Annotated in this window: 23 protein-coding genes; 10 read left to right on the top strand and 13 right to left on the bottom strand. The window is 69.5% G+C overall.

The window, feature by feature from the left end; all coding sequences use genetic code 11:
- Positions 1-3 precede the first annotated feature (3 nt).
- Together PK98_RS10860 and PK98_RS10855 are read left to right on the top strand one after the other, a co-directional pair.
- A complete protein-coding gene (locus PK98_RS10860) occupies positions 4-909 on the top strand; it encodes a tetratricopeptide repeat protein (RefSeq protein ID WP_039096947.1) in 906 nt (301 codons plus the stop codon).
- A gap of 11 nt (positions 910-920) precedes the next feature.
- Positions 921-1,535, top strand: a complete 615-nt coding sequence (locus PK98_RS10855) for an LON peptidase substrate-binding domain-containing protein (RefSeq protein WP_039096945.1) — start codon at positions 921-923, stop codon at positions 1,533-1,535.
- Positions 1,536-1,550: 15 nt separating this feature from the next.
- Here the strand turns inward: PK98_RS10855 and PK98_RS10850 are convergent, their stop codons facing one another.
- The 5 genes from PK98_RS10850 to argB are packed head-to-tail and all read right to left on the bottom strand — an operon-like array spanning position 1,551 to position 4,730.
- Positions 1,551-2,168, bottom strand: a complete 618-nt coding sequence (locus PK98_RS10850; protein ID WP_039097578.1) for a MarC family protein — start codon at positions 2,166-2,168, stop codon at positions 1,551-1,553.
- A gap of 3 nt (positions 2,169-2,171) precedes the next feature.
- Positions 2,172-2,951 (bottom strand): hypothetical protein, encoded by a 780-nt coding sequence (locus PK98_RS16020; RefSeq protein ID WP_052208550.1) that lies wholly within the window; start codon positions 2,949-2,951, stop codon positions 2,172-2,174.
- Entirely contained in the window at positions 2,948-3,250 is a 303-nt protein-coding gene (locus PK98_RS10840; protein ID WP_039096944.1) for a YggT family protein, read from the bottom strand. Before PK98_RS10840 ends, PK98_RS16020 begins: the two co-directional genes overlap by 4 nt.
- A 33-nt stretch (positions 3,251-3,283) precedes the next feature.
- The gene (locus tag PK98_RS16015) at positions 3,284-3,826 is read right to left on the bottom strand and encodes a hypothetical protein (RefSeq protein ID WP_052208548.1); all 543 of its coding nucleotides are present in this window, start codon (positions 3,824-3,826) and stop codon (positions 3,284-3,286) included.
- Between the two features lies 1 nt (position 3,827).
- Positions 3,828-4,730, bottom strand: a complete 903-nt coding sequence (argB, locus tag PK98_RS10830; protein ID WP_039096942.1) for an acetylglutamate kinase — start codon at positions 4,728-4,730, stop codon at positions 3,828-3,830.
- A gap of 156 nt (positions 4,731-4,886) precedes the next feature.
- Here argB and PK98_RS10825 point away from each other — a divergent pair, with 156 nt between their 5' ends.
- Together PK98_RS10825 and PK98_RS10820 are read left to right on the top strand one after the other, a co-directional pair.
- Complete coding sequence (locus PK98_RS10825) at positions 4,887-5,693, top strand: DUF1134 domain-containing protein (RefSeq protein ID WP_152608639.1); 807 nt, start codon at positions 4,887-4,889, stop codon at positions 5,691-5,693.
- A gap of 74 nt (positions 5,694-5,767) precedes the next feature.
- Positions 5,768-6,940, top strand: coding sequence for an amino acid aminotransferase (locus tag PK98_RS10820; RefSeq protein WP_039096940.1), 1,173 nt, complete (start codon positions 5,768-5,770; stop codon positions 6,938-6,940).
- 32 nt (positions 6,941-6,972) lie between these two features.
- Here the strand turns inward: PK98_RS10820 and PK98_RS10815 are convergent, their stop codons facing one another.
- Genes PK98_RS10815 through PK98_RS10790 form a run of 6 tightly spaced genes read right to left on the bottom strand, consistent with a single transcriptional unit; the run spans position 6,973 to position 10,866 of the window.
- Positions 6,973-7,596 carry a riboflavin synthase gene (locus PK98_RS10815; protein ID WP_039096938.1) on the bottom strand — a complete coding sequence of 208 codons (624 nt, stop codon included), beginning with the start codon at positions 7,594-7,596 and terminating at the stop codon, positions 6,973-6,975.
- A 9-nt stretch (positions 7,597-7,605) separates the two neighbouring features.
- Positions 7,606-8,589: a bifunctional diaminohydroxyphosphoribosylaminopyrimidine deaminase/5-amino-6-(5-phosphoribosylamino)uracil reductase RibD gene (ribD, locus tag PK98_RS10810; protein WP_052208546.1), complete on the bottom strand. Its 984-nt coding sequence runs from the start codon at positions 8,587-8,589 to the stop codon at positions 7,606-7,608.
- Positions 8,567-9,004, bottom strand: a complete 438-nt coding sequence (locus PK98_RS10805) for a hypothetical protein (protein WP_052208545.1) — start codon at positions 9,002-9,004, stop codon at positions 8,567-8,569. Before PK98_RS10805 ends, ribD begins: the two co-directional genes overlap by 23 nt.
- A 40-nt stretch (positions 9,005-9,044) precedes the next feature.
- Positions 9,045-9,770 carry a M48 family metallopeptidase gene (locus PK98_RS10800; RefSeq protein WP_039096937.1) on the bottom strand — a complete coding sequence of 242 codons (726 nt, stop codon included), beginning with the start codon at positions 9,768-9,770 and terminating at the stop codon, positions 9,045-9,047.
- Positions 9,767-10,273, bottom strand: coding sequence for a YcgN family cysteine cluster protein (locus PK98_RS10795; RefSeq protein WP_039096935.1), 507 nt, complete (start codon positions 10,271-10,273; stop codon positions 9,767-9,769). Before PK98_RS10795 ends, PK98_RS10800 begins: the two co-directional genes overlap by 4 nt.
- Positions 10,261-10,866: an SCO family protein gene (locus PK98_RS10790; protein ID WP_052208543.1), complete on the bottom strand. Its 606-nt coding sequence runs from the start codon at positions 10,864-10,866 to the stop codon at positions 10,261-10,263. The genes PK98_RS10795 and PK98_RS10790 overlap by 13 nt, the downstream gene beginning before the upstream one ends.
- An 85-nt stretch (positions 10,867-10,951) precedes the next feature.
- Here PK98_RS10790 and PK98_RS10785 point away from each other — a divergent pair, with 85 nt between their 5' ends.
- Entirely contained in the window at positions 10,952-11,602 is a 651-nt protein-coding gene (locus PK98_RS10785) for an ankyrin repeat domain-containing protein (RefSeq protein ID WP_235425490.1), read from the top strand.
- Positions 11,602-12,285 (top strand): COQ9 family protein, encoded by a 684-nt coding sequence (locus PK98_RS10780; protein WP_039096933.1) that lies wholly within the window; start codon positions 11,602-11,604, stop codon positions 12,283-12,285. The genes PK98_RS10785 and PK98_RS10780 overlap by 1 nt, the downstream gene beginning before the upstream one ends.
- Before the next feature lies 1 nt (position 12,286).
- On the opposite strand, the gene PK98_RS17075 is transcribed toward PK98_RS10780, so the two are convergent.
- Entirely contained in the window at positions 12,287-12,454 is a 168-nt protein-coding gene (locus PK98_RS17075; protein ID WP_161792434.1) for a hypothetical protein, read from the bottom strand.
- A gap of 153 nt (positions 12,455-12,607) precedes the next feature.
- Here PK98_RS17075 and PK98_RS10775 point away from each other — a divergent pair, with 153 nt between their 5' ends.
- The 3 genes from PK98_RS10775 to ssb are packed head-to-tail and all read left to right on the top strand — an operon-like array spanning position 12,608 to position 15,301.
- Positions 12,608-12,877, top strand: coding sequence for a FeoA family protein (locus PK98_RS10775; RefSeq protein ID WP_235425489.1), 270 nt, complete (start codon positions 12,608-12,610; stop codon positions 12,875-12,877).
- Positions 12,874-14,727, top strand: coding sequence for a ferrous iron transporter B (feoB, locus tag PK98_RS10770; protein WP_039096932.1), 1,854 nt, complete (start codon positions 12,874-12,876; stop codon positions 14,725-14,727). Before PK98_RS10775 ends, feoB begins: the two co-directional genes overlap by 4 nt.
- Before the next feature lie 19 nt (positions 14,728-14,746).
- The gene (gene ssb, locus PK98_RS10765; protein WP_039096931.1) at positions 14,747-15,301 is read left to right on the top strand and encodes a single-stranded DNA-binding protein; all 555 of its coding nucleotides are present in this window, start codon (positions 14,747-14,749) and stop codon (positions 15,299-15,301) included.
- 45 nt (positions 15,302-15,346) lie between these two features.
- Here the strand turns inward: ssb and PK98_RS10760 are convergent, their stop codons facing one another.
- Entirely contained in the window at positions 15,347-16,351 is a 1,005-nt protein-coding gene (locus tag PK98_RS10760) for a zinc-dependent alcohol dehydrogenase family protein (RefSeq protein WP_039096929.1), read from the bottom strand.
- Between the two features lie 110 nt (positions 16,352-16,461).
- Here PK98_RS10760 and PK98_RS10755 point away from each other — a divergent pair, with 110 nt between their 5' ends.
- Positions 16,462-17,574: a 5-methyltetrahydropteroyltriglutamate--homocysteine S-methyltransferase gene (locus PK98_RS10755; RefSeq protein ID WP_039096927.1), complete on the top strand. Its 1,113-nt coding sequence runs from the start codon at positions 16,462-16,464 to the stop codon at positions 17,572-17,574.
- The last annotated feature ends 117 nt before the right edge of the window (positions 17,575-17,691 follow it).

The raw sequence follows: 17,691 nt of genomic DNA, 5'->3' as shown, positions 1-17,691 counted from the left end.
AGCATGGGCCTCAGCATCGACGAACAGAAGGCAGTGGACCGGTTCCGGCAGGACGTGGTCGAACCCAGTCGCGACAAGCTGGTGATCCTGGATTTCTGGGCCGAATGGTGCGGACCGTGCAAGGCGCTGACCCCGGTGCTGGAGAAGATCGCCGCGGAGTATGCGGACAAGGGCGTGGTGCTGGCCAAGCTAAACGTGGACGAGGAACAGTTCATCGCCAGCCAGTTCCAGGTGCGCTCCATCCCCACGGTCTATGCCATGTTCCAGGGGCAGCCGGTGGCGGACCTGACGCCGGCGCGCACGGAAAGCCAGCTGCGGACAGCGCTGGACGCGCTGCTGGCGCAGCTGCCGGTGGTAGCCGGTGATGGCGAGGCAGAGGCGCCCGACATCGCGCCGCTGGTGGCCATGGGCGAGCAGGTGCTGGCCGAAGGCGATGCGGAGCGGGCCGCCGGCATCTTCATGCAGATCGCGGACATGGCGCCGGAGGATGCCGGCGTGCAGTCGGGCCTGATCCGCGCACTGGTCGCGTCTGGCCATGTGGAGGAGGCGCGCACCGCGCTGGACGCGTTGCCCGACAGCGTGCGCAAGGACCCGCTGGTGGCGCAGGCCGCCGCTGCGCTGGAACTGGCGGGTAGCGGCGTCGACCAGGGTGAGCTGGGGACCCTGCGCGCCGCCGCGGCGGAGCGGCCGGCCGACATGGAGGCACAGTTTGCCTGGGCGCAGGGCGCCTTTGCCGCGGGCCTGCGCGACGATGCGGCCGACACGCTGCTGCGCATGATCGCCGCCGAACCCGGCTGGAACGGTGGCGCGGCCAAGGCCAAGCTGCTGCAGATCTTCGAGGCGGTCGGCCTGGAAGATGCCTGGGCATCGGCCACGCGCCGACGCCTGTCGCTGTTGCTGTTCGGCTGAGCGGCCGCGGGATGAGCGCGCTCCGCCTGCCGATCTTCCCGCTGGCCGGGGCCATCCTGTTTCCGGGATTGCAGCTGCCGCTGCATATCTTCGAGCCGCGCTACCGCGACCTGGTAGGCACCGCACTGGCCAAGGACCGGCGCATTGCCATGATCCAGCCGCGCGCCATTGCCGACGGATCGTCCCTGTTCGACATCGGTTGTGTCGGCCGGATCGACGATGTCGAGGCGCTGCCCGATGGCCGTTACAACATCGTGCTGGAAGGCGAATCGCGCTTCCGCCTGCTGCGCGAGCTGGATGTCACCACGACCTTCCGCCAGGTGGAGGCGGAGCTGATCCCCGATGCCACGGACGAGGCGCTGAGCAGTGTGGAGCGCGCCGCCTTCGAGCAGGAGGCGCGCCACTTCGCCGACAGCCAGGGCTATCAGGTCGACTGGCAATCGCTGGAGCGGCTGGACGATGCCAGCCTGATCAACGGCGTGAGCCAGATCGCGCCGTTCGATTCGGCCGCCAAGCAGGCGCTGCTGGAGGCGGGCGACCTGGCGGAGCGGTGCGAATTGCTGATCCAGCTGATGCAGTTCTTCGGACGCAGCGATCCCGACGAAAGCCGGGTGACGTTGCAGTAGATCGACAGGCCCGGATCAGAACGCGCCGTTCAGCCCGTCAATCACATACTGCGCGGCCAGCGCTGCCAGCAGCACGCCCAGCAGCCGCGTCAGCACCGCTTCGAACCGCGGGCCGACCGCCTTCATCAGCGGGCCGGCCGCCAGCAGCGCGCCCAGCGTCATCGCCAGCACCAGCGCCAGTGCAGCCAGCACCACCAGCGTGCCCTGCACCCCGCTGGCATTGCTCTGCAGCAGCATCACGGTGGCGATGGCGCCCGGCCCGGCCAGCATCGGCATGGCCATGGGGAAGATCGACACGTCCTCCTGCGCGGGATCGGCCAGCACCTGTTCGGCCCGCTGTTCGCGGCGCTGCGTGCGCTTCTCGAACACCATGTCCAGCGCGATCAGGAACAACATGATGCCGCCGGCGATGCGGAAGGCATCCAGCCCGATATGCAGCGCCGACAACAGCCGTTGCCCGAGCAGGGCGAAGAACAGCAGGATCGCGCCCGCCACTACACAGGCGCGGATGGCCATGGCCCGCTTGTGCGCGGCGTCGAACCGCGCGGTCAGGCCGGCATAGATCGGGGCGCAGCCCGGTGGGTCGATCACCACGAACAGCGTGGCGAAGGCAGATATGAACAGGTCGAACAGCATTCAGGCCCCTCCTGCCGCACCCAGGGGCTGGGTGTGCACCTGCTCCCACCCGCTCGCCGCCTGCCACCAGGCGGTGACGGCATCGGGGGCGACGCTCCAGCGCAGCGTGCCGTCGCGTGACAGGCCGGGCTGCCGGTCGGCCGCATCGTCGCGCCCGTAATGGGACCGGGGTCGACCATTCTGCTGCGGACAGGGCGCGACGCGGGCGCGGATCATGTTCATCGCCTCCACCACGATGGCATCGTCCGCCGCATCGGCCGTGGCTTGCGCCGCCTCCGCCCGGCGGGTGCGGGTCAGTTCCGCATCCGGCTGCCACACGGTCACGCTCCAGCGGAAATCCCGGCCCTGCCGTTCCCACATGCGGGTGAAGCGGCTCCAGTTGCCGGCGGCATCATGGCCGATCCCGGTGACCACGACGGCCGATCCGTCGCAGCTGGCCCAGGCCTCGCGGGCCTGCCAGCGGTCGGGCGTCGCGGGGCTGGCGCGGCCCGCCAGCCAGCCGGCGGCCGGCACGGCGGCGTCGTTCCAGGCGATCCGTGCGTCGCCCGTGGCGCGGGCGGCCAGCGCCGGCCATTGCCCGTCTTCGCGCGCGGCGCGGGCAAGCGCGATCTCGGCGGCGATGATGCTGGTCGGCTGGGCCATCGGCCGCAGCGGCGGGCCACGCCGCGCCTCCGCCACCGCGCGGCGGCTCAATCCGTCGCTCTGCCGGCTGCCGCCACCCATGCACGCGGTCAGCGCCAGCGCCGGGGCGAGCAACAGCGCCGCCCGCCGCACGATCATGCGGCGGCCATCTGACTGTAGGCCAGGTTCTGCAGCACGATGTTGATGATGTTCAGCACCACGATCAGCACCAGCGGGGAAAAATCGATCGCCCCGGTGTTGGGCAGGATGCGGCGGATGGGCGACAGGATCGGGTCGAGCAGCGCGCTGACCGAGGTCCAGATCGCCGCGACCCAGCTGGTGCGCATGGATACGACATTGAACGATACCAGCAGGCTCAACACGAACTGCACGATCACCAGGATGATGATGATGTTGATCAGGTAACCGACGATCTGCGACAGGGTGAGTAACAGCACGATGGGATCTTTCTGCTGCTCAGGCGGGCCAGGTCAACTGGACGGGCCCGAGCGTTCGGTGGGTTCGATGAAGCTGGAGGAACGGACCGTCCAGCGCAGCTGCGTGGGCGTGGCGCCGTCGACATCGTTGACGCGCTTCAGCTCCAGCGTGCCGGAAACAGGCGCGGTGCCGGGCGTGGCGGCATCGGTCAGCGTGCCTTCCACGGTGCAATATAGCGAGCCGGCGGCGCCTTCCTCCACCGGGTCGCCCCAGGTGAAGGCCGGCTGCTGGTAGCTGCCGAAGACGCTCTGCAGCCGGGCGCCGTCGATCACCGGGTCGGCCCAGGCCAGCGCCGCCTGCTCCCACTCGCCGGCGGCAAGGGCATCGCCATAGAAGCGCACGACATCCATGCAGGTGCGGCTGGACAGGGCCGGGAACTCGGCCACCTGCGGCGGCAGCGCGGCGGGCGTCGCCAGCGGATCTTCCAGGGTGTCGCGCAGGGTTTGCGGCGCCGCGCTGCCGGTCGGCTGCGGCGCGGGTGCCTCGCCGCCGCAAGCGGCCAGCAGGGCAAGAACGGGCAGGAGGCTGGCGCGCATGTCAGGCATTCGCCCGGATCAGCGTGCCGGCGCCGCGCGAGGTGAAGAATTCCAGCAGCATGGCATGGGGCACGCGGCCATCCAGCACCACCGCGGCCTCGCATCCCGCCTCCACCGCATGGACGCAGGTTTCCAGCTTGGGGATCATGCCGCCGCTGATCGCGCCTTCGGCGGTCAGCCGGGCGATGTCGGTCGGCGTCAGGTTGCTGACCAGCTGCTTGTCCGCGTCCAGCACGCCGGCCACGTCCGTCAGCAGGAACAGCCGTGCCGCCCCCAGCGCCGCGGCCAGCGCGCCGGCCATGGTGTCGGCATTGATGTTGTAGGTTTCCCCGTCCAGCCCGGCGCCGATCGGCGCCACGACCGGGATCATCCCGGCGCTGCTGGCGGTTTCCAAGATCGCGGTGTCGATCACCTGCGGTTCGCCCACGAAGCCAAGGTCGATCGCCTGTTCGATCAGGCTGTCAGGGTCCTTTCTGGTGCGGGTCAGTTTGGCTGCGGTGACCATGTTGCCGTCCTTGCCGGAAATGCCCAGCGCCTTGCCCCCGGCGCGCGCGATCCAGCCGACCAGTTCCTTGTTGATGGCACCCGACAGGACCATCTCGGCCACCTCCGCCGTGGCGCGATCGGTCACGCGCAGGCCGTCGATGAAGCGCGTTTCCACGCCCAGCTTCTTCAGCATGGCACCGATCTGCGGGCCGCCGCCATGCACCACCACCGGGTTGATGCCGACCGTCTTCAGCAGCACGACATCATGGGCGAAGGCCCGCGCCATGGCGGGATCGCCCATGGCATGGCCGCCATATTTCACCACGAAGCTGCGCCCCGCATAGCGTTGCAGATACGGCAGCGCCTCGATCAGCACTTCCGCCTTGGCCAGCATCTGCCGTTCGGTATCCGCGTTCATGCGCGTTGCCTTAGAACGCCCCCCAACAAACGGCAACGGCCCTCGCAGCCGGCCGAACGCACCCTTGGCGCGGCGTTCATTGCGGCTTAACGGGCAGGGGTGCTTGTTGGCGTGGCCGTGTAAATGGTGATGATTATGGGGGTTTCTGGAAAGCCGATGACCGCGCAAATGTTCGCTCGCGGGCGCTTCGGCGCCGCCCTGCTGGCCCTTGCGGCGCTGGTGGCCGCGCCGCTGGCCTCGCTGCCCGCCGCCGCGCAGGGTGTCACCACCATCGACCCAGATGCCGCGATCGACGGCGACCTGAACGGGTCGCCACCGGCCACGCAGGACTACCCCACCTATAATGGCGAACTGGCCCCGGCCGACGGGATCAGCTCCCCGCCACCGCCGGTTGAACAGGCGCCGGCCGTGACCAGCCCCTACGCGTCGGAGGCAGCCACCCAGGCGGCGGTGAATCCGCAGGTCGCCGGCGCGCAGGGCGACACCTACCAGGAAGACGACCTGATCGGTGCGGCCGAAGGGCTGTTCGGCAAGGGCGCCGAAGGGCTCGCCCGGCTGATCCAGGACATCCTGTCCAAGCAGGGCGAACCCAACGCCTATGTCGTCGGGCGCGAGGCGAGCGCGGCCTTCATCGTCGGCGCGCGCTATGGTTCGGGCACGCTGTTCCACAAGGTCGAAGGGCAGAAGACGGTGTACTGGACCGGCCCCTCGGTCGGCTTCGATGCGGGTGCCAATGCCGGCAACACCTTCGTGCTGGTGTACAACCTGTTCGACAGCGAGGAGCTGTATTCCCGCTTCCCCGCAGGCGAAGGCCAGGTCTATCTCGCCGGCGGCTTCACCGCATCCTACCTGCGGAAGGGCAATGTGGTGCTGATCCCCATCCGCGTGGGCGCCGGCCTGCGGCTGGGCGTCAATGTCGGCTACATGAAGTTTACCCGCGACCAGACCTGGATGCCGTTCTAGTCGCGTTGTCGGCGCGATCTGCGCAACAAAGTGACTTGCGGGCAGGGGGCTGCGGGGGCATGTGCGCACCCGCTATGCTGAACCGCCTGACACAACAATCGCCCGATGCGCTGCTGGCGCTGATCAAGCTGCATGATGCCGATCCCGCGCCCGACAAGATCGACCTAGGCGTCGGCGTGTTCCGCACGGAGAGCGGCGCCACGCCGGTCTTCGGCGCGATCAAGGCGGCGGAGCGGCGGCTGGTCGAAGGGCAGGACAGCAAGGCCTATCTTGGCCCTGAGGGCGACATGGGCTTCGTCCACCGCCTGATCCCGCACATCTTCGGCAAGAGCGACAAGCCGGACCGGCTGGACGGCATGCAGACGCCGGGCGGCACCGGCGCTGTGCGGCTGGCGCTGGCGCTGGCCAAGCGGGCGGGCGCGACCCGCGTGCTGATGGGGACGCCCTCCTGGCCGAACCACGCGCAGATCGTGGCCGATCTGGGCCTGGAACTGGTCCCCTTCAATCACGCCACCGCCGAGGGCGCGGCCGATATCGAGGCGCTGCTGGCGGCGCTGGCGACTGCGGGCGAAGGCGCCGCGGTGCTGCTGCATGGCTGCTGCCACAACCCGACCGGCGTCGACTACACGCCGGGCGAGTGGGACCGGATCGTGGCGGCGCTGGCGAACGGCGTGGTGCTGCCGATCGTCGACCTGGCCTATCAGGGGCTGGGCGCGGGCATGGCGGAGGACGCCTATGGCGCCCGCGCCGTGCTGGCAGGTGTGGCGGAGGCGCTGGTCGCCTATAGCTGCGACAAGAATTTCGGCCTGTATCGCGACCGGGTGGGTGCGTTGTACTGGCAGGGCCAGGATGCGGATGCCGCGACCCGGATCATGAGCAATGGCCATGCGCTGGCCCGCGCCAACTGGTCCATGCCGCCCGATCACGGCGCCGCCGCCGTGCGGCTGGTGCTGGAGGATGCCGCGCTCACCGCCGACTGGCTGGCTGAGCTGGAAGGCATGCGCCGGCGCATCCGCGGGGTGCGCGACGCACTGGCGGCGCATGGTACTGCCGGCACGCTGGACCTGACGCCCTATGGCCGGCAGCAGGGCATGTTCGCCATGCTGCCGCTGACGCCGGCGCAGATCGCGGCGCTCCGGTCCGAGCATTCGATCTACATGGCGGGCAGCGGGCGGATCAACATCGCCGGGCTGACTCCGGGCAATCTGGGCAAGTTCACGGACGCGCTGGCGGCGATCACGGCGTAGGTTGCGCCGGGCCAGGGACGCCCGCGCACCGCTCAGGACCGGTTGCGCAGGGCCTCCAGCCGCTGCAGGTACCGCGCCACCGTGTCGATCTCCAGATTGACCGTGGAGCCCGCCGCCAGTCCGCTCAGGGTCGTGACCTCGCCCGTATGGGGGATGATGTTCAGCGTGAAGTCGGCCGCGCCGTCGGGTTGGTCCTCCACCGCATTCACCGTGAGTGACACGCCATCCACGCTGATGGAGCCCTTGGGCGCGATGAACGGGGCCAGGGCGGCAGGCGCGCGGATGGTCAGGCGGGTGGACCCGCCGACCGGATCGGCGGCAATCACCTGACCGGTCGCGTCGACATGGCCGGACACGATGTGCCCGCCCAGTTCGTCCCCTACACGCAGCGACGGTTCCAGGTTCAGCCGGCGCCCCTGTTCCCACATCCCCGGCGCGGTACGGCTGACGCTTTCGGCCGACAGGTCGATGGCAAACCACGCGTCGCCGGCCGCGCCGCCGCGATCCACCACCGTCAGGCACACGCCCGAACAGGCGATGGAAGCGCCGATGGCGATGGTGGCGGGATCCCATGGGCAGGCGATGGTCAGGCGCAGATCGCCCAGCGTTTCCGCCTGGGTGATGGTGCCGATGGCGGTGACGATGCCGGTGAACATGGGTGACCCCTAACGTGTGCGGGTGAAGATTTCGAGCGTGTCGGGTGCGAAGTGGCGGCGATCGGTCAGCCGCCAGCGATCATGCGCCTGCCACAGCCCGGCCAGCTGCAGATCCGCCAGCGCCGGCTTGCCGCCGCCCAGCAGCACCGGTGCGCGGTAGAGCAGCAGCCGGTCGACCAGATCGGCGCGCAGGAAGGCCGCCGCCGCTTGCGCCCCGCCTTCGACGAACAGGTACTGCACGCCCGGCAGATCGTGGATCGCCTGCGGATCGGGCAGGGCGATCCAGCCATCGGGCACCGCGCCACCGGTCAGCACCAGCCGGCGGGGCGCGCGATCTTCCAGGCCCGGCAGGCGCACGTCCAGTGCCGGCGCATCGGCGCGCAGCGTACCGCCACCCACCAGGATCGCATCGGCCCGCGCGCGTTCGCGGTGCGTGTGGGCCCGGGCGGCCGGGCCGGTGATCCACCGGCTGGTGCCGTCCGCCAGCGCGATGCAGCCATCCAGCGAGGTAGCCAGTTTCAGCGTCACATGCGGCCGGCCCAACGCGGCCTGCGCCAGGTAGCCCGCCAGGCTGCCGGCGCAGCGTGCGTCACCCGCACCCTCCGCCACGATGCCCGCGCCGCGCAGCCGCGCCTTGCCGCGACCGGCGGTGCGATCGTCCGGATCGGTCACGCCGATCACCACCCGCGCGATCCCGGCCGCGACCACCAGATCGGTGCAGGCGGGGCCGCGGGTGGACTGGTGAGCGCAGGGTTCCAGCGTGACATACAGCGTCGCACCGCGCGCTTGCCCGCCGGCCTGAGCCAGCGCCATTGCCTCCGCATGGGGGCGCCCGCCGGCTTGCGTCCAGCCGCGCCCGACCACCATGCCGTCCTTCACCAGCAGCGCAGCCACCGCCGGGTTCGGGCGACTCAGTGGCCGGCTACGCTCCGCCAGTGCGGCGGCGGCGGCGAGCCAGCGATCGTCGGAATCAGTCGGCAGGTTGCGCGCCATCTCGGGCAGGCGCAGCAGCGGGAGCAGGCGCAGCAGCCGCTTCCTGCTTGGCGATCTGGCGCTCCATCGCGTCCACATCGACAAAGGTCGCGCGGCCCAGCTCGCGGTACAGGTTCTTGCGGATCTCCTCCCGCCGGGCCAGCCGCGCGGCCAACTCGTCCTGCCGTTGCTGGTTGGCCAGATTGCTCGCGGCGATCTCGTCATCCGTCCGGTCGGGCGCGAAACTGGTGATCCAGGTGACCTGCGGCGGGCGCGGCTCGATCCGCTGGTTTTCGGGCACGAACATCATGAAGATGAAGAACGTCGCCGCGATCGACACACCCAGCACCTTCCAGCGGTGAGGTGCCGGCTGGCGCCATTCCTGCGCGAAATCCTGTACCGCGGTGCGCGGTGATATGCGTCGCCAGAAGTTCATGCTGCGGGAGATAGGGGCTGCAGGGCCCGAGCGCCAGTTCCTACCCGAATGCGGCGTACAGGCTGCGGCCGTGTGCCTTCAGCCAGCGATCCGCGGCCGGCAGGTCGGCATCATAAATCCGCGCCAGCGCCGCGTGAAAGGCGGGCGAGTGGTCGAAGTGCAGAAGGTGGGCCACCTCATGCGCCACCACCGAGCGGCGCACAGGGTCGGGCGCCTGTATCAGCCGCCAGTTGATCCGAACCGTGCCGCCGCTGGAACAGCTGCCCCAGCGGCGCTGCGCGCGCGACAGCCGCAGGGCCGGCGCGGCCACGCCGGCACGGGCGCAATAATGGGCAAGGTCGTCCGCCAGCAGCGCTTCCGCCTCGGTCGCCAGCCACCGGGCCAGGCGCGGGGTCAGCGTCTCCACCGGGCCGCCGCAGCGCAAGGACCCCCCGATGATGGCAGGCGTGCGAGGATGGGCGGCATGCCAGTCGATCGGCAGCGCCGTGCCGCGATGGAGCAGCGTGCCGCCCGGCGCAGGCGGTGCGTGGTGCGGCACGCGGGCCAGCTGCTGCGCCAGCCAGCCGCGCCGGCTGCGGGCAAAGGACACCGCCTCCGCGATGCGCACCCCGCGCGGCATCGTGATGCGCACCTCCGACCCGTCGGGCGCCAAGCGCATGGTCAGGCGGGTGGCACGGGCATGCGCGCGGATGGCCAGCGGCAGTTCCCGCTCCCCCACAACGATCGTTGCAGGCTTCGGCTCGGCCCGGCGCAGCCAGCCGATCACCGGACGAAGAACACCGGCGGCGTGTCGTCCGCCTCCTCGTCATCATCGTCGTCCCACTCGTCGCCCTTGTTCCAGTCGACGATGTGCTGTTCCAGCGGGCCGGCATCGTCCTCCGCGATGACCCGCCCGGCGACGCTGATGCCGGCCTGGTGCATGGCGGCACTGTCGCCTGTCAGCAGCGGGTGCCAATCCGGCAGCGGGTCGCCATCGGCGCGCAGGCGATAGGCGCAGCTGGGCGGCAGCCAGGTCAGCTTGCCGACCAGGTCGGCGGTCAGGCGGATGCAGTCGGGGACAAAGGCGCGGCGGTTGCGGTAATCGCTGCAGCGGCCGGTGCCGGTGTCGAGCAGGCGACAGGCGACATTGGTCTCGATCACCGCGCCGCTATCCTCGTCCTCCAGCTTGTGCAGGCAGCAGCGCCCGCAGCCGTCGCACAGGGATTCCCATTCCGCCCGGGTCAGGCTGGTGAGCGGCAGCTCCCAGAAGCGCGGCCTCAGCTCACCCATCGGTCCAGCTCCGCTGCAACGGCCTCGGGGTTCTGCTCGACCGGCAGCAGCGCAATGGCCTCGCCGTCGGGTCCGAACAGATAGGCGCCGCGGGTGTGATCCATCAGGTAGCCCCCGTCGGCCGAAGGTTCGCCGCGTTGGTAATAGACCGCGAACTTCTTTGCCGCGTCGGCGATCTGCGCCTCCGTGCCGGTCAGGCCCAGCAGATCGGGGGAGAAGGCATCGGTGAACTCGGTCACGACTTCGGGAGTGTCGCGCGCCGGATCGATCGTGATGAACAATGGCTGCACCCTGGCAGCGCGTGCCGGGTCCTGCTGCTTGAAGGCGGTGTAGCCCTTCATCATGAAGTTCACGTCGTTGGGGCAAACGTCCGGGCAGTAGGCGTAGCCGAAATAGACCATGCGGTACTTGCCTTCGAAATCGCTCCAGCGGACGGTCTGGCCGTCTTCTCCGGTCAGTTGGAACGGGCCGCCGATCCCGGTCCCGGCCAGCGGCGGCTCCACTGCACCGCCACAGGCGGGCAGCAGCAGCAGCGCGGCGAGCGGCAGGGCCGCACGGCGAAGGGCGGGCACAATCATGGCAGTACGGTTCATGCTCTGCTAACACCCGGCAAACAAGGGATGAGTCAAGGGTTGCAGGCTTTGCCCGCCCCCAAGGAGATAGGGCGTGACGGTTGCGGTGAACAGGGTGTTGAAGGGTGTGCGTGGCGGACTGACGGGGCTGGCGGCCGCATTGCTGGTGCCCGCCGGGATCGCGGCGGTCGGCATGCCCGCGGCGGCGCAGAACTATTCCCCCGGCTACCAGTTTCTGGACGCGGTGAAGAAGAAGGACGGCGCCAAGGTCATCCAGATGCTGGACGAGCCCGGCGGCTCCACCATCATCAATTCGCGCGACATCAGCGACGGGCACAATGCGCTGCACATCGCCGTGGAGCGGCGCGACGTGACCTGGATCAACTTCCTGACCGGGCGCGGCGCCAACACCAACCTCGCCAACAATCGCGGCGTCACCCCGCTGTTGCGCGCCGTGCAGATCGGCTTCGACGAAGGCGTGGCGGCACTGGTGCGCGCCGGTGCCCGGGTGGACGAGCAGAACCAGGCAGGCGAAACCCCGCTGATGTCCGCCGTGCACCAGCGCGATACCGGGCTGATGCGCGTCCTGCTGGAGGCCGGCGCCGATCCGGACCGGGTGGACAATTCCGGCCGTTCCGCCCGCGACTATGCCGCGCTGGACGGCAACAACAGCGTCACGCTGGCGGAGATCGACCGCAGCGCCAAGCCGGCGGGCGAGCGCGAGGGCGCCGCCCGGTCATACGGGCCGAGCTTCTGATGGCCGACACCATCGACCTGGTCGCAGGCCCGACCATGACCGACATGACGCTGGACGAGCTGCGCATCGCGCTGGCCCCGATCATCGCCGACATGGCGGCGTTCGATGGATGGAGCGATGCGGCGCTGCTGGGGGCAGCCGACATCGCCGGTGTCGATCCGGCGGTCGCGCGGCTGGCCTTTCCCGGTGGCGCAATCGACATGATTGCCGGCTGGATCGCCTCGATCGATGCGGCCATGCAGGCGGCCTTAACGGCGGAGGCGCTGGCGGCGATGAAGGTACGCGCCCGCATCCGCGCGCTGCTGCTGTTCCGGCTGGAGGCGATGGGGCGCCAGCGTGAAGCCTTGCGCCGGGCGCTGGCGATCCAGGCCTTGCCGCAGAATGCGGCGCAGGCCCTCCGGACCGGCTGGCACAGTGCCGACCTGATGTGGCGCATGGCAGGGGATACCGCCACCGACTACAACCACTACACCAAACGGGCGACGCTGCTGGCGGTCTATGCCAGCACGCTGGCGGTGTTCGTGGAGGATGACAGCGAGGAGCAGGCAGACACGCAGGCCTTTCTGGATCGGCGGCTGGACAACGTGATGCAGTTCGAGAAGCTGAAGTCGCAATTGCTGCGCCCGCGTGAGCGGTTCGACGTGGCGCGGTTCCTGGGCCGGCTGCGCTACCCGGCGCGCTGACCTATAGCACCGGCAGCAGGATCACCGACCAGCCGATCACGGCAAGCGCCGCGACGACGCCCACACGCGCGATGCCCGGCCAGCGATCGGGCCGGGTGTTCAGCGGCGAACCGGTCACGGTATGCGCATCCATGCGGGTGGCGGCGACCAGGCGGTTGTGCGGGCTCATGGTTTGTTAACCTTTGCTGACAGGCATCCTTCATTAACCATAACGGCAGATTAACCATTTGGTTTCTGGCTGCTTCCCCAAAGACTTATATGACGTCCGCGCTTTGCGCGAATGCGTTGCAAGAAGCGCCGCCATCTGCCACTTGCGCACCGCATGGAGCATTCCCCGCAGATGATCGGTCTGGATGTCATCGCCCGGGGACAGACGGCCCGGATCGTGGCCGTGGACTGGGTCGCCTTCGTGCCGGAGGAGGCCAAGCGTCTGCAGGCACTGGGGGTGGAGCCGGGCGCGATGGTCAGCGTGGCGCATCGTGGCATCTTCGCCGGTCGTGATCCCCTGGCGCTGCGCATCGGGCGCATGGTGGTGGCGGTCCGCCGGGTGCATGCCCGCGCAATCAGCGTGACACCCGAAGGTCCGGCATGAGCATACCCCGCACGATGGCGCTGGTCGGCAATCCAAATGCCGGCAAGAGTGCGCTGTTCAACGCACTGACCGGCGCGCGGCAGAAGATCGCCAATTATCCGGGCGTCACCGTGGAGCGCAAGGCAGGGCGGCTGGTGCTGCCCTCCGGCGAGCCGGTGGAGCTGCTCGACCTGCCCGGCAGCTACGCGCTGGATGCCGCCAGTCCGGACGAGGAGGTGACGCGCCGCGTGGTCATGGGCGAGCAGCCCGGCCAGGCGCGGCCGCAGGTGCTGGTGCTGGTGCTCGACGCAGCGAACCTGGAACAGCATCTGGTGTTCGCGCAGGAGGTGATCGCCCTGGGCCGCCCGGTGGTGGTGGCCCTGAACATGATCGACATGGCGGAACGGGACGGACTGGTGCTGGACCCGGCTGCGTTGCAGTCGGCGCTGGGCGTGCCGGTCGTGCCGACCGTGGCCGTGCGCAAGCGCGGACTGGCGGAACTGCTTGCCGCGCTGGAGCAGGCCGGGCGCGACGGTGTGACCGCTCCGCCGCCGGCCGTCGCGCAGCAGCTGACCGGCACGGAACGCCGGCTGTCGGCGCGGATGATGGCGCAGCGGGCCGTGCTGGCCGAAAGCGGCGCGCATCGGCTGCATACCAGGCTGGACAGCGTGCTGCTGCACCCATGGGCCGGGCCGCCGATCCTGTTCGCGCTGCTGTTCGTGATGTTCCAGGCGGTGTTCGCCTGGGCCACGCCGTTCGCCGATGCGCTGGAAGGCGTTGTCGGCTGGCTGACCGGCCTGGCCGAGGCGTTCATCCCCGCGGGCCTGCCGCGCGACCTGCTGACGCAGGGCGTGCTGGCGGGCGTGGGGTCGGTGGTCGTGTTCCTGCCGCAGATCGTCATCCTGTTCGCCTTCATCCTGCTGATGGAGCAATCGGGATACATGGCGCGTGCCGCCTATATCATGGACCGGATGATGGCCGGCGTAGGCCTGTCGGGGCGCAGCTTCATTCCGCTGCTGTCGTCCTTTGCCTGCGCCATTCCCGGCATCATGGCGACACGCGCGATCGCCGATCCGAAGGATCGGCTGACCACCATCATGATCGCCCCGCTGATGACCTGTTCGGCCCGGCTGCCGGTCTATGCCGTGATCATCGCCGCCTTCATTCCGGCGCGTAACATCGGCGGCGGCATCGGGTTGCAGGGCACGGTACTGTTCGCGCTGTATGTGGCCGGCATCGTCGGCGCGCTGGTGGTGGCCTGGGTGATGCGGCGCAGCGTGGCGAAGGGCGGCGCCAGCGGCTTCATCATGGAGATGCCGCGTTACCAGTGGCCGTCGCTGCGCGACATCACCATCGGCCTGTGGCAGCGCGCCTGGGTGTTCCTGCGCCGGGCCGGCACTATCATCTTCACGGTGACGGTGGCGCTGTGGCTGCTGCTCAGCTTCCCGCAGGCTGGGCCGGGGGAGGACCAGGTGGATGCCAGCATCGCCGGGCACATCGCCAACGGCCTGGCCGTGGTGGTGGAGCCGATCGGCTTCAACCGCGACATGGCGCTGGCGCTGATCCCGGCCATGGCCGCGCGCGAGGTGGCGGTGTCGTCGCTCGCCACCACCTACGCCGTCGCGGCGGAGGACGAGGACAGCACGGCGGTCGCGCTGGAACAGCAGCTGGCCGCGCGCTGGACCCTGCCGATGGCGCTGGCCTTCCTGGCGTGGTTCGTGTTTGCGCCGCAATGTCTGTCGACTATTGCAGTGACTCGGCGGGAGACCAACGGCTGGAAGTGGCCGATTGTCATGCTGCTGTACCTTTTCGTGCTGGCCTACGTCGCGGCCGGCATCACCTATTGGCTCGCGCTTGCCGCCGGGCTCTGACTGAAGGATTGGAAGAACAATGGCGGGCAGCCTGAACAAGGTCATGATCATCGGCAATCTGGGCCAGGACCCGGAGGTTCGGTCGTTCCAGAATGGCGGCAAGGTATGCAATCTGCGCATCGCCACCACCGAAAGCTGGAAGGACAAGGACGGCTCCAAGCAGGAGCGCACCGAATGGCATACCGTGGCGATCTTCTCCGAAGGGCTGGTCAACGTCGCCGAGCGCTTCCTGCGCAAGGGCAGCAAGGTGTTCGTCGAAGGCCAGCTGCAGACCCGCAAGTGGCAGGACCAGTCCGGCGCTGACCGCTATTCCACCGAGATCGTGCTGCGCGGCTTCAACGGCACGCTGACCATGCTGGACGGCCCCGGTGGCGCGCAGGGCGGCGGCGGCGGCGGTGGCGGCGGCGGTGGCCAGCGATCGGGCGGCGGTGGCGGCGGCGACTATGGTCGCGGCGGCGGATCGTCCGGCCGTGGCGGCGGCGGGGGCGACGAATGGGGCCAGACGCCGGCCAGCGGCGGCAAGGGCGGCGGCGGTGGCTATGCCGACGACCTGGACGACGACATCCCGTTCTGATCGAAGTGGCGCCCCTTCCGGATCGACCGGGAGGGGGCGCCGGGATCAGCCCAGCTCGATCACCGTCTTGCCGAAACTGTCCGGCCCGGCGGCATGGGCGTAGGCATCGGGTGCCTGCGTGAAGGCGAACGAGCGCCCGATCATCGGCCGGATGCCGTTCACCTCCACCGCGGCGTTCAGGCGCCGGGCCATCGCGGTCGATCCCACGAAGATGCCGCGCATGGTGGCCGCGCTCATCATCAGGCCGCGCGGGTTCGGGCCGCCTTCCGGCTCCAGCACGCCGATGAAGGCGAGTTCGCCATGGGTGCGCAGCGCGGCCATGGACTGTTCCGCCGTGCCGGCGCCACCGACCTCGACCACCTTGTCGACCCCGCCCAGTTCCTTCGCCCAGGCGCCCCATTCGGGGGTGGTGCGGTAGTTGACTGTGCGGTCCGCACCCCAGTTGCGCATCTTCGCCAGCTTCGCATCCTGGCTGGAGGTGGCGAACACTTCGCACCCGCCGGCCTTGGCGATGGCCAGCGTCAGGGTGGAGACGCCGCCAGTGCCCAGCACCAGCACCCGCATCCCCGGCAGCAGTGCGCGCGGCCCTTCATACAGTGCGTTCCATGCGGTCACGCCGGCGCAGGGCAGGCAGGCGGCCTCCGCGAAGGACAGGCTGGGCGCCATCGGCACCACGCCGGTGGCGGGCAGCACGACATATTCCGCCAGCACGCCCGGCGCACGGCCATCGCCCAGCGCCACGTGGGTCACCGGCGCGCCATCCGTCCAGTGGGGGAAGAACGAGGTCTGCACCCGGTCGCCTTCCTTCAGGTCGGCGACGCCGGCGCCCACGCCTGCGATCTCGCCCGCCCCGTCGGACAGCGGAATGGCATCGGCCTGCAGCCCGCCACCCATATACTTGCCGGCGGCCACCATCAGGTCGCGATAGTTCAGCGACCATGCGCGGAGGCGTACCAGCACCTCGCCGGGCCCGGGCCGGGGTTGCTCCAGTTCGCGCAAGCGCAGTTGATCGAAGCCGGTCGCATTGGCGGGCAGCATCCAGGCACGCATGTTCGGTCCTTCTTGTGGTGTCGTATCCTATCTGGGCGTTGCCGCGCCCGATCCAAGCACATCGCTGAACGGCATTGCGCCGGCAGGTTCCGCTCGCTTATGGCGCGCCCATGACCTGCAAGCTCCCCTCCCGCGCCGACCATGTCGGCTCCTTCCTGCGTCCCCGGTCCGTGATCGAGGCGCGCGACCGGCGGGCCGCGGGCGAGATCGACCGCGCCGCGCTGCGCCAGATCGAGGACGAGGCGATCGCGGAGCTGGTCCGCTGGCAGGAGGGTCTGGGCCTGCAGGCGATCACCGACGGCGAGTATCGCCGATACTTCTTCCACACCGATTTCCTGCTGCAGCTGGATGGCGTGGAGGAGCAGGGCGGCATCGCCAAGGCGTTCAAGAACGACACGGGCACCGATGTGCAGTTCGCCCCGCCCAAGATGGTGGTGACCGGCAAGGTCGCGCATCGCCAGCCGATCCAGCTGGCCGACTACACCTACCTGGCGGGGCAGACCACGCGCACGCCGAAGGTGTCGATCCCCAGCCCCACCATGCTGCACTTCCGCGCCGGGCGCGACGGCATCCCGGCCGATGTCTATCCGGACATGGAGGACTTCTACGCCGACGTCGCCGCCGCCTACCGTGCGGAGGTCGCCAGCCTGGCGGAAGCTGGCTGCCGCTACATCCAGATGGACGACACCAACCTGGCCTATCTGTGTGACGACAGTCATCGCGCGGACGCCAAGGCGCGCGGGATCGACCCCGACGCGACGCCGCGCCGCTACGCCCAGCTGATCAATGACAGCTTCGCCGGCGCGCCCGACGACATGATCCGCGCGGTGCATCTGTGCCGCGGCAATTTCCGCAGCAGCTGGGCCGCGGAAGGCGGCTACGAGCCGGTGGCGGAGATCATGTTCAACGAGCTGGCGGTGGACGCCTTCTTCCTGGAATATGACGATCCGCGTTCCGGCGACTTCGCGCCCTTGCGCTTCCTGCCCAAGGGCAAGACGGTGGTGCTGGGCCTGGTCACCACCAAGCTGGGCGAGCTGGAAAGCCGCGAGGACGTGCTGCTGCGGATCGAGGAAGCGGCGAAGTTCGTCGATATCGACCAGCTGGCGCTCAGCCCGCAGTGCGGCTTTGCCTCCACCGTGCACGGCAACGACCTGTCGGTGGAGCAGCAGGCAGCCAAGATCCGGCTGGTGGTGGATGTGGCGGCAGAGGTGTGGGGCAGCTGAACCGAAGCGGGACGGCGCCCGTAAAGGCCCGCCCCGCGCGTCCGTTCACCGGGCCATTTGGGTCGGGTTCGGCCAACTGAACGGTTCATATATGTGAATCGATCGGAGCCGGCGGTG

The sequence above is a fragment of the Croceibacterium mercuriale genome (assembly GCF_000802385.1).
Taxonomy (GTDB): domain Bacteria; phylum Pseudomonadota; class Alphaproteobacteria; order Sphingomonadales; family Sphingomonadaceae; genus Croceibacterium; species Croceibacterium mercuriale.
This window is presented reverse-complemented; position numbering and strand designations above follow the sequence as displayed.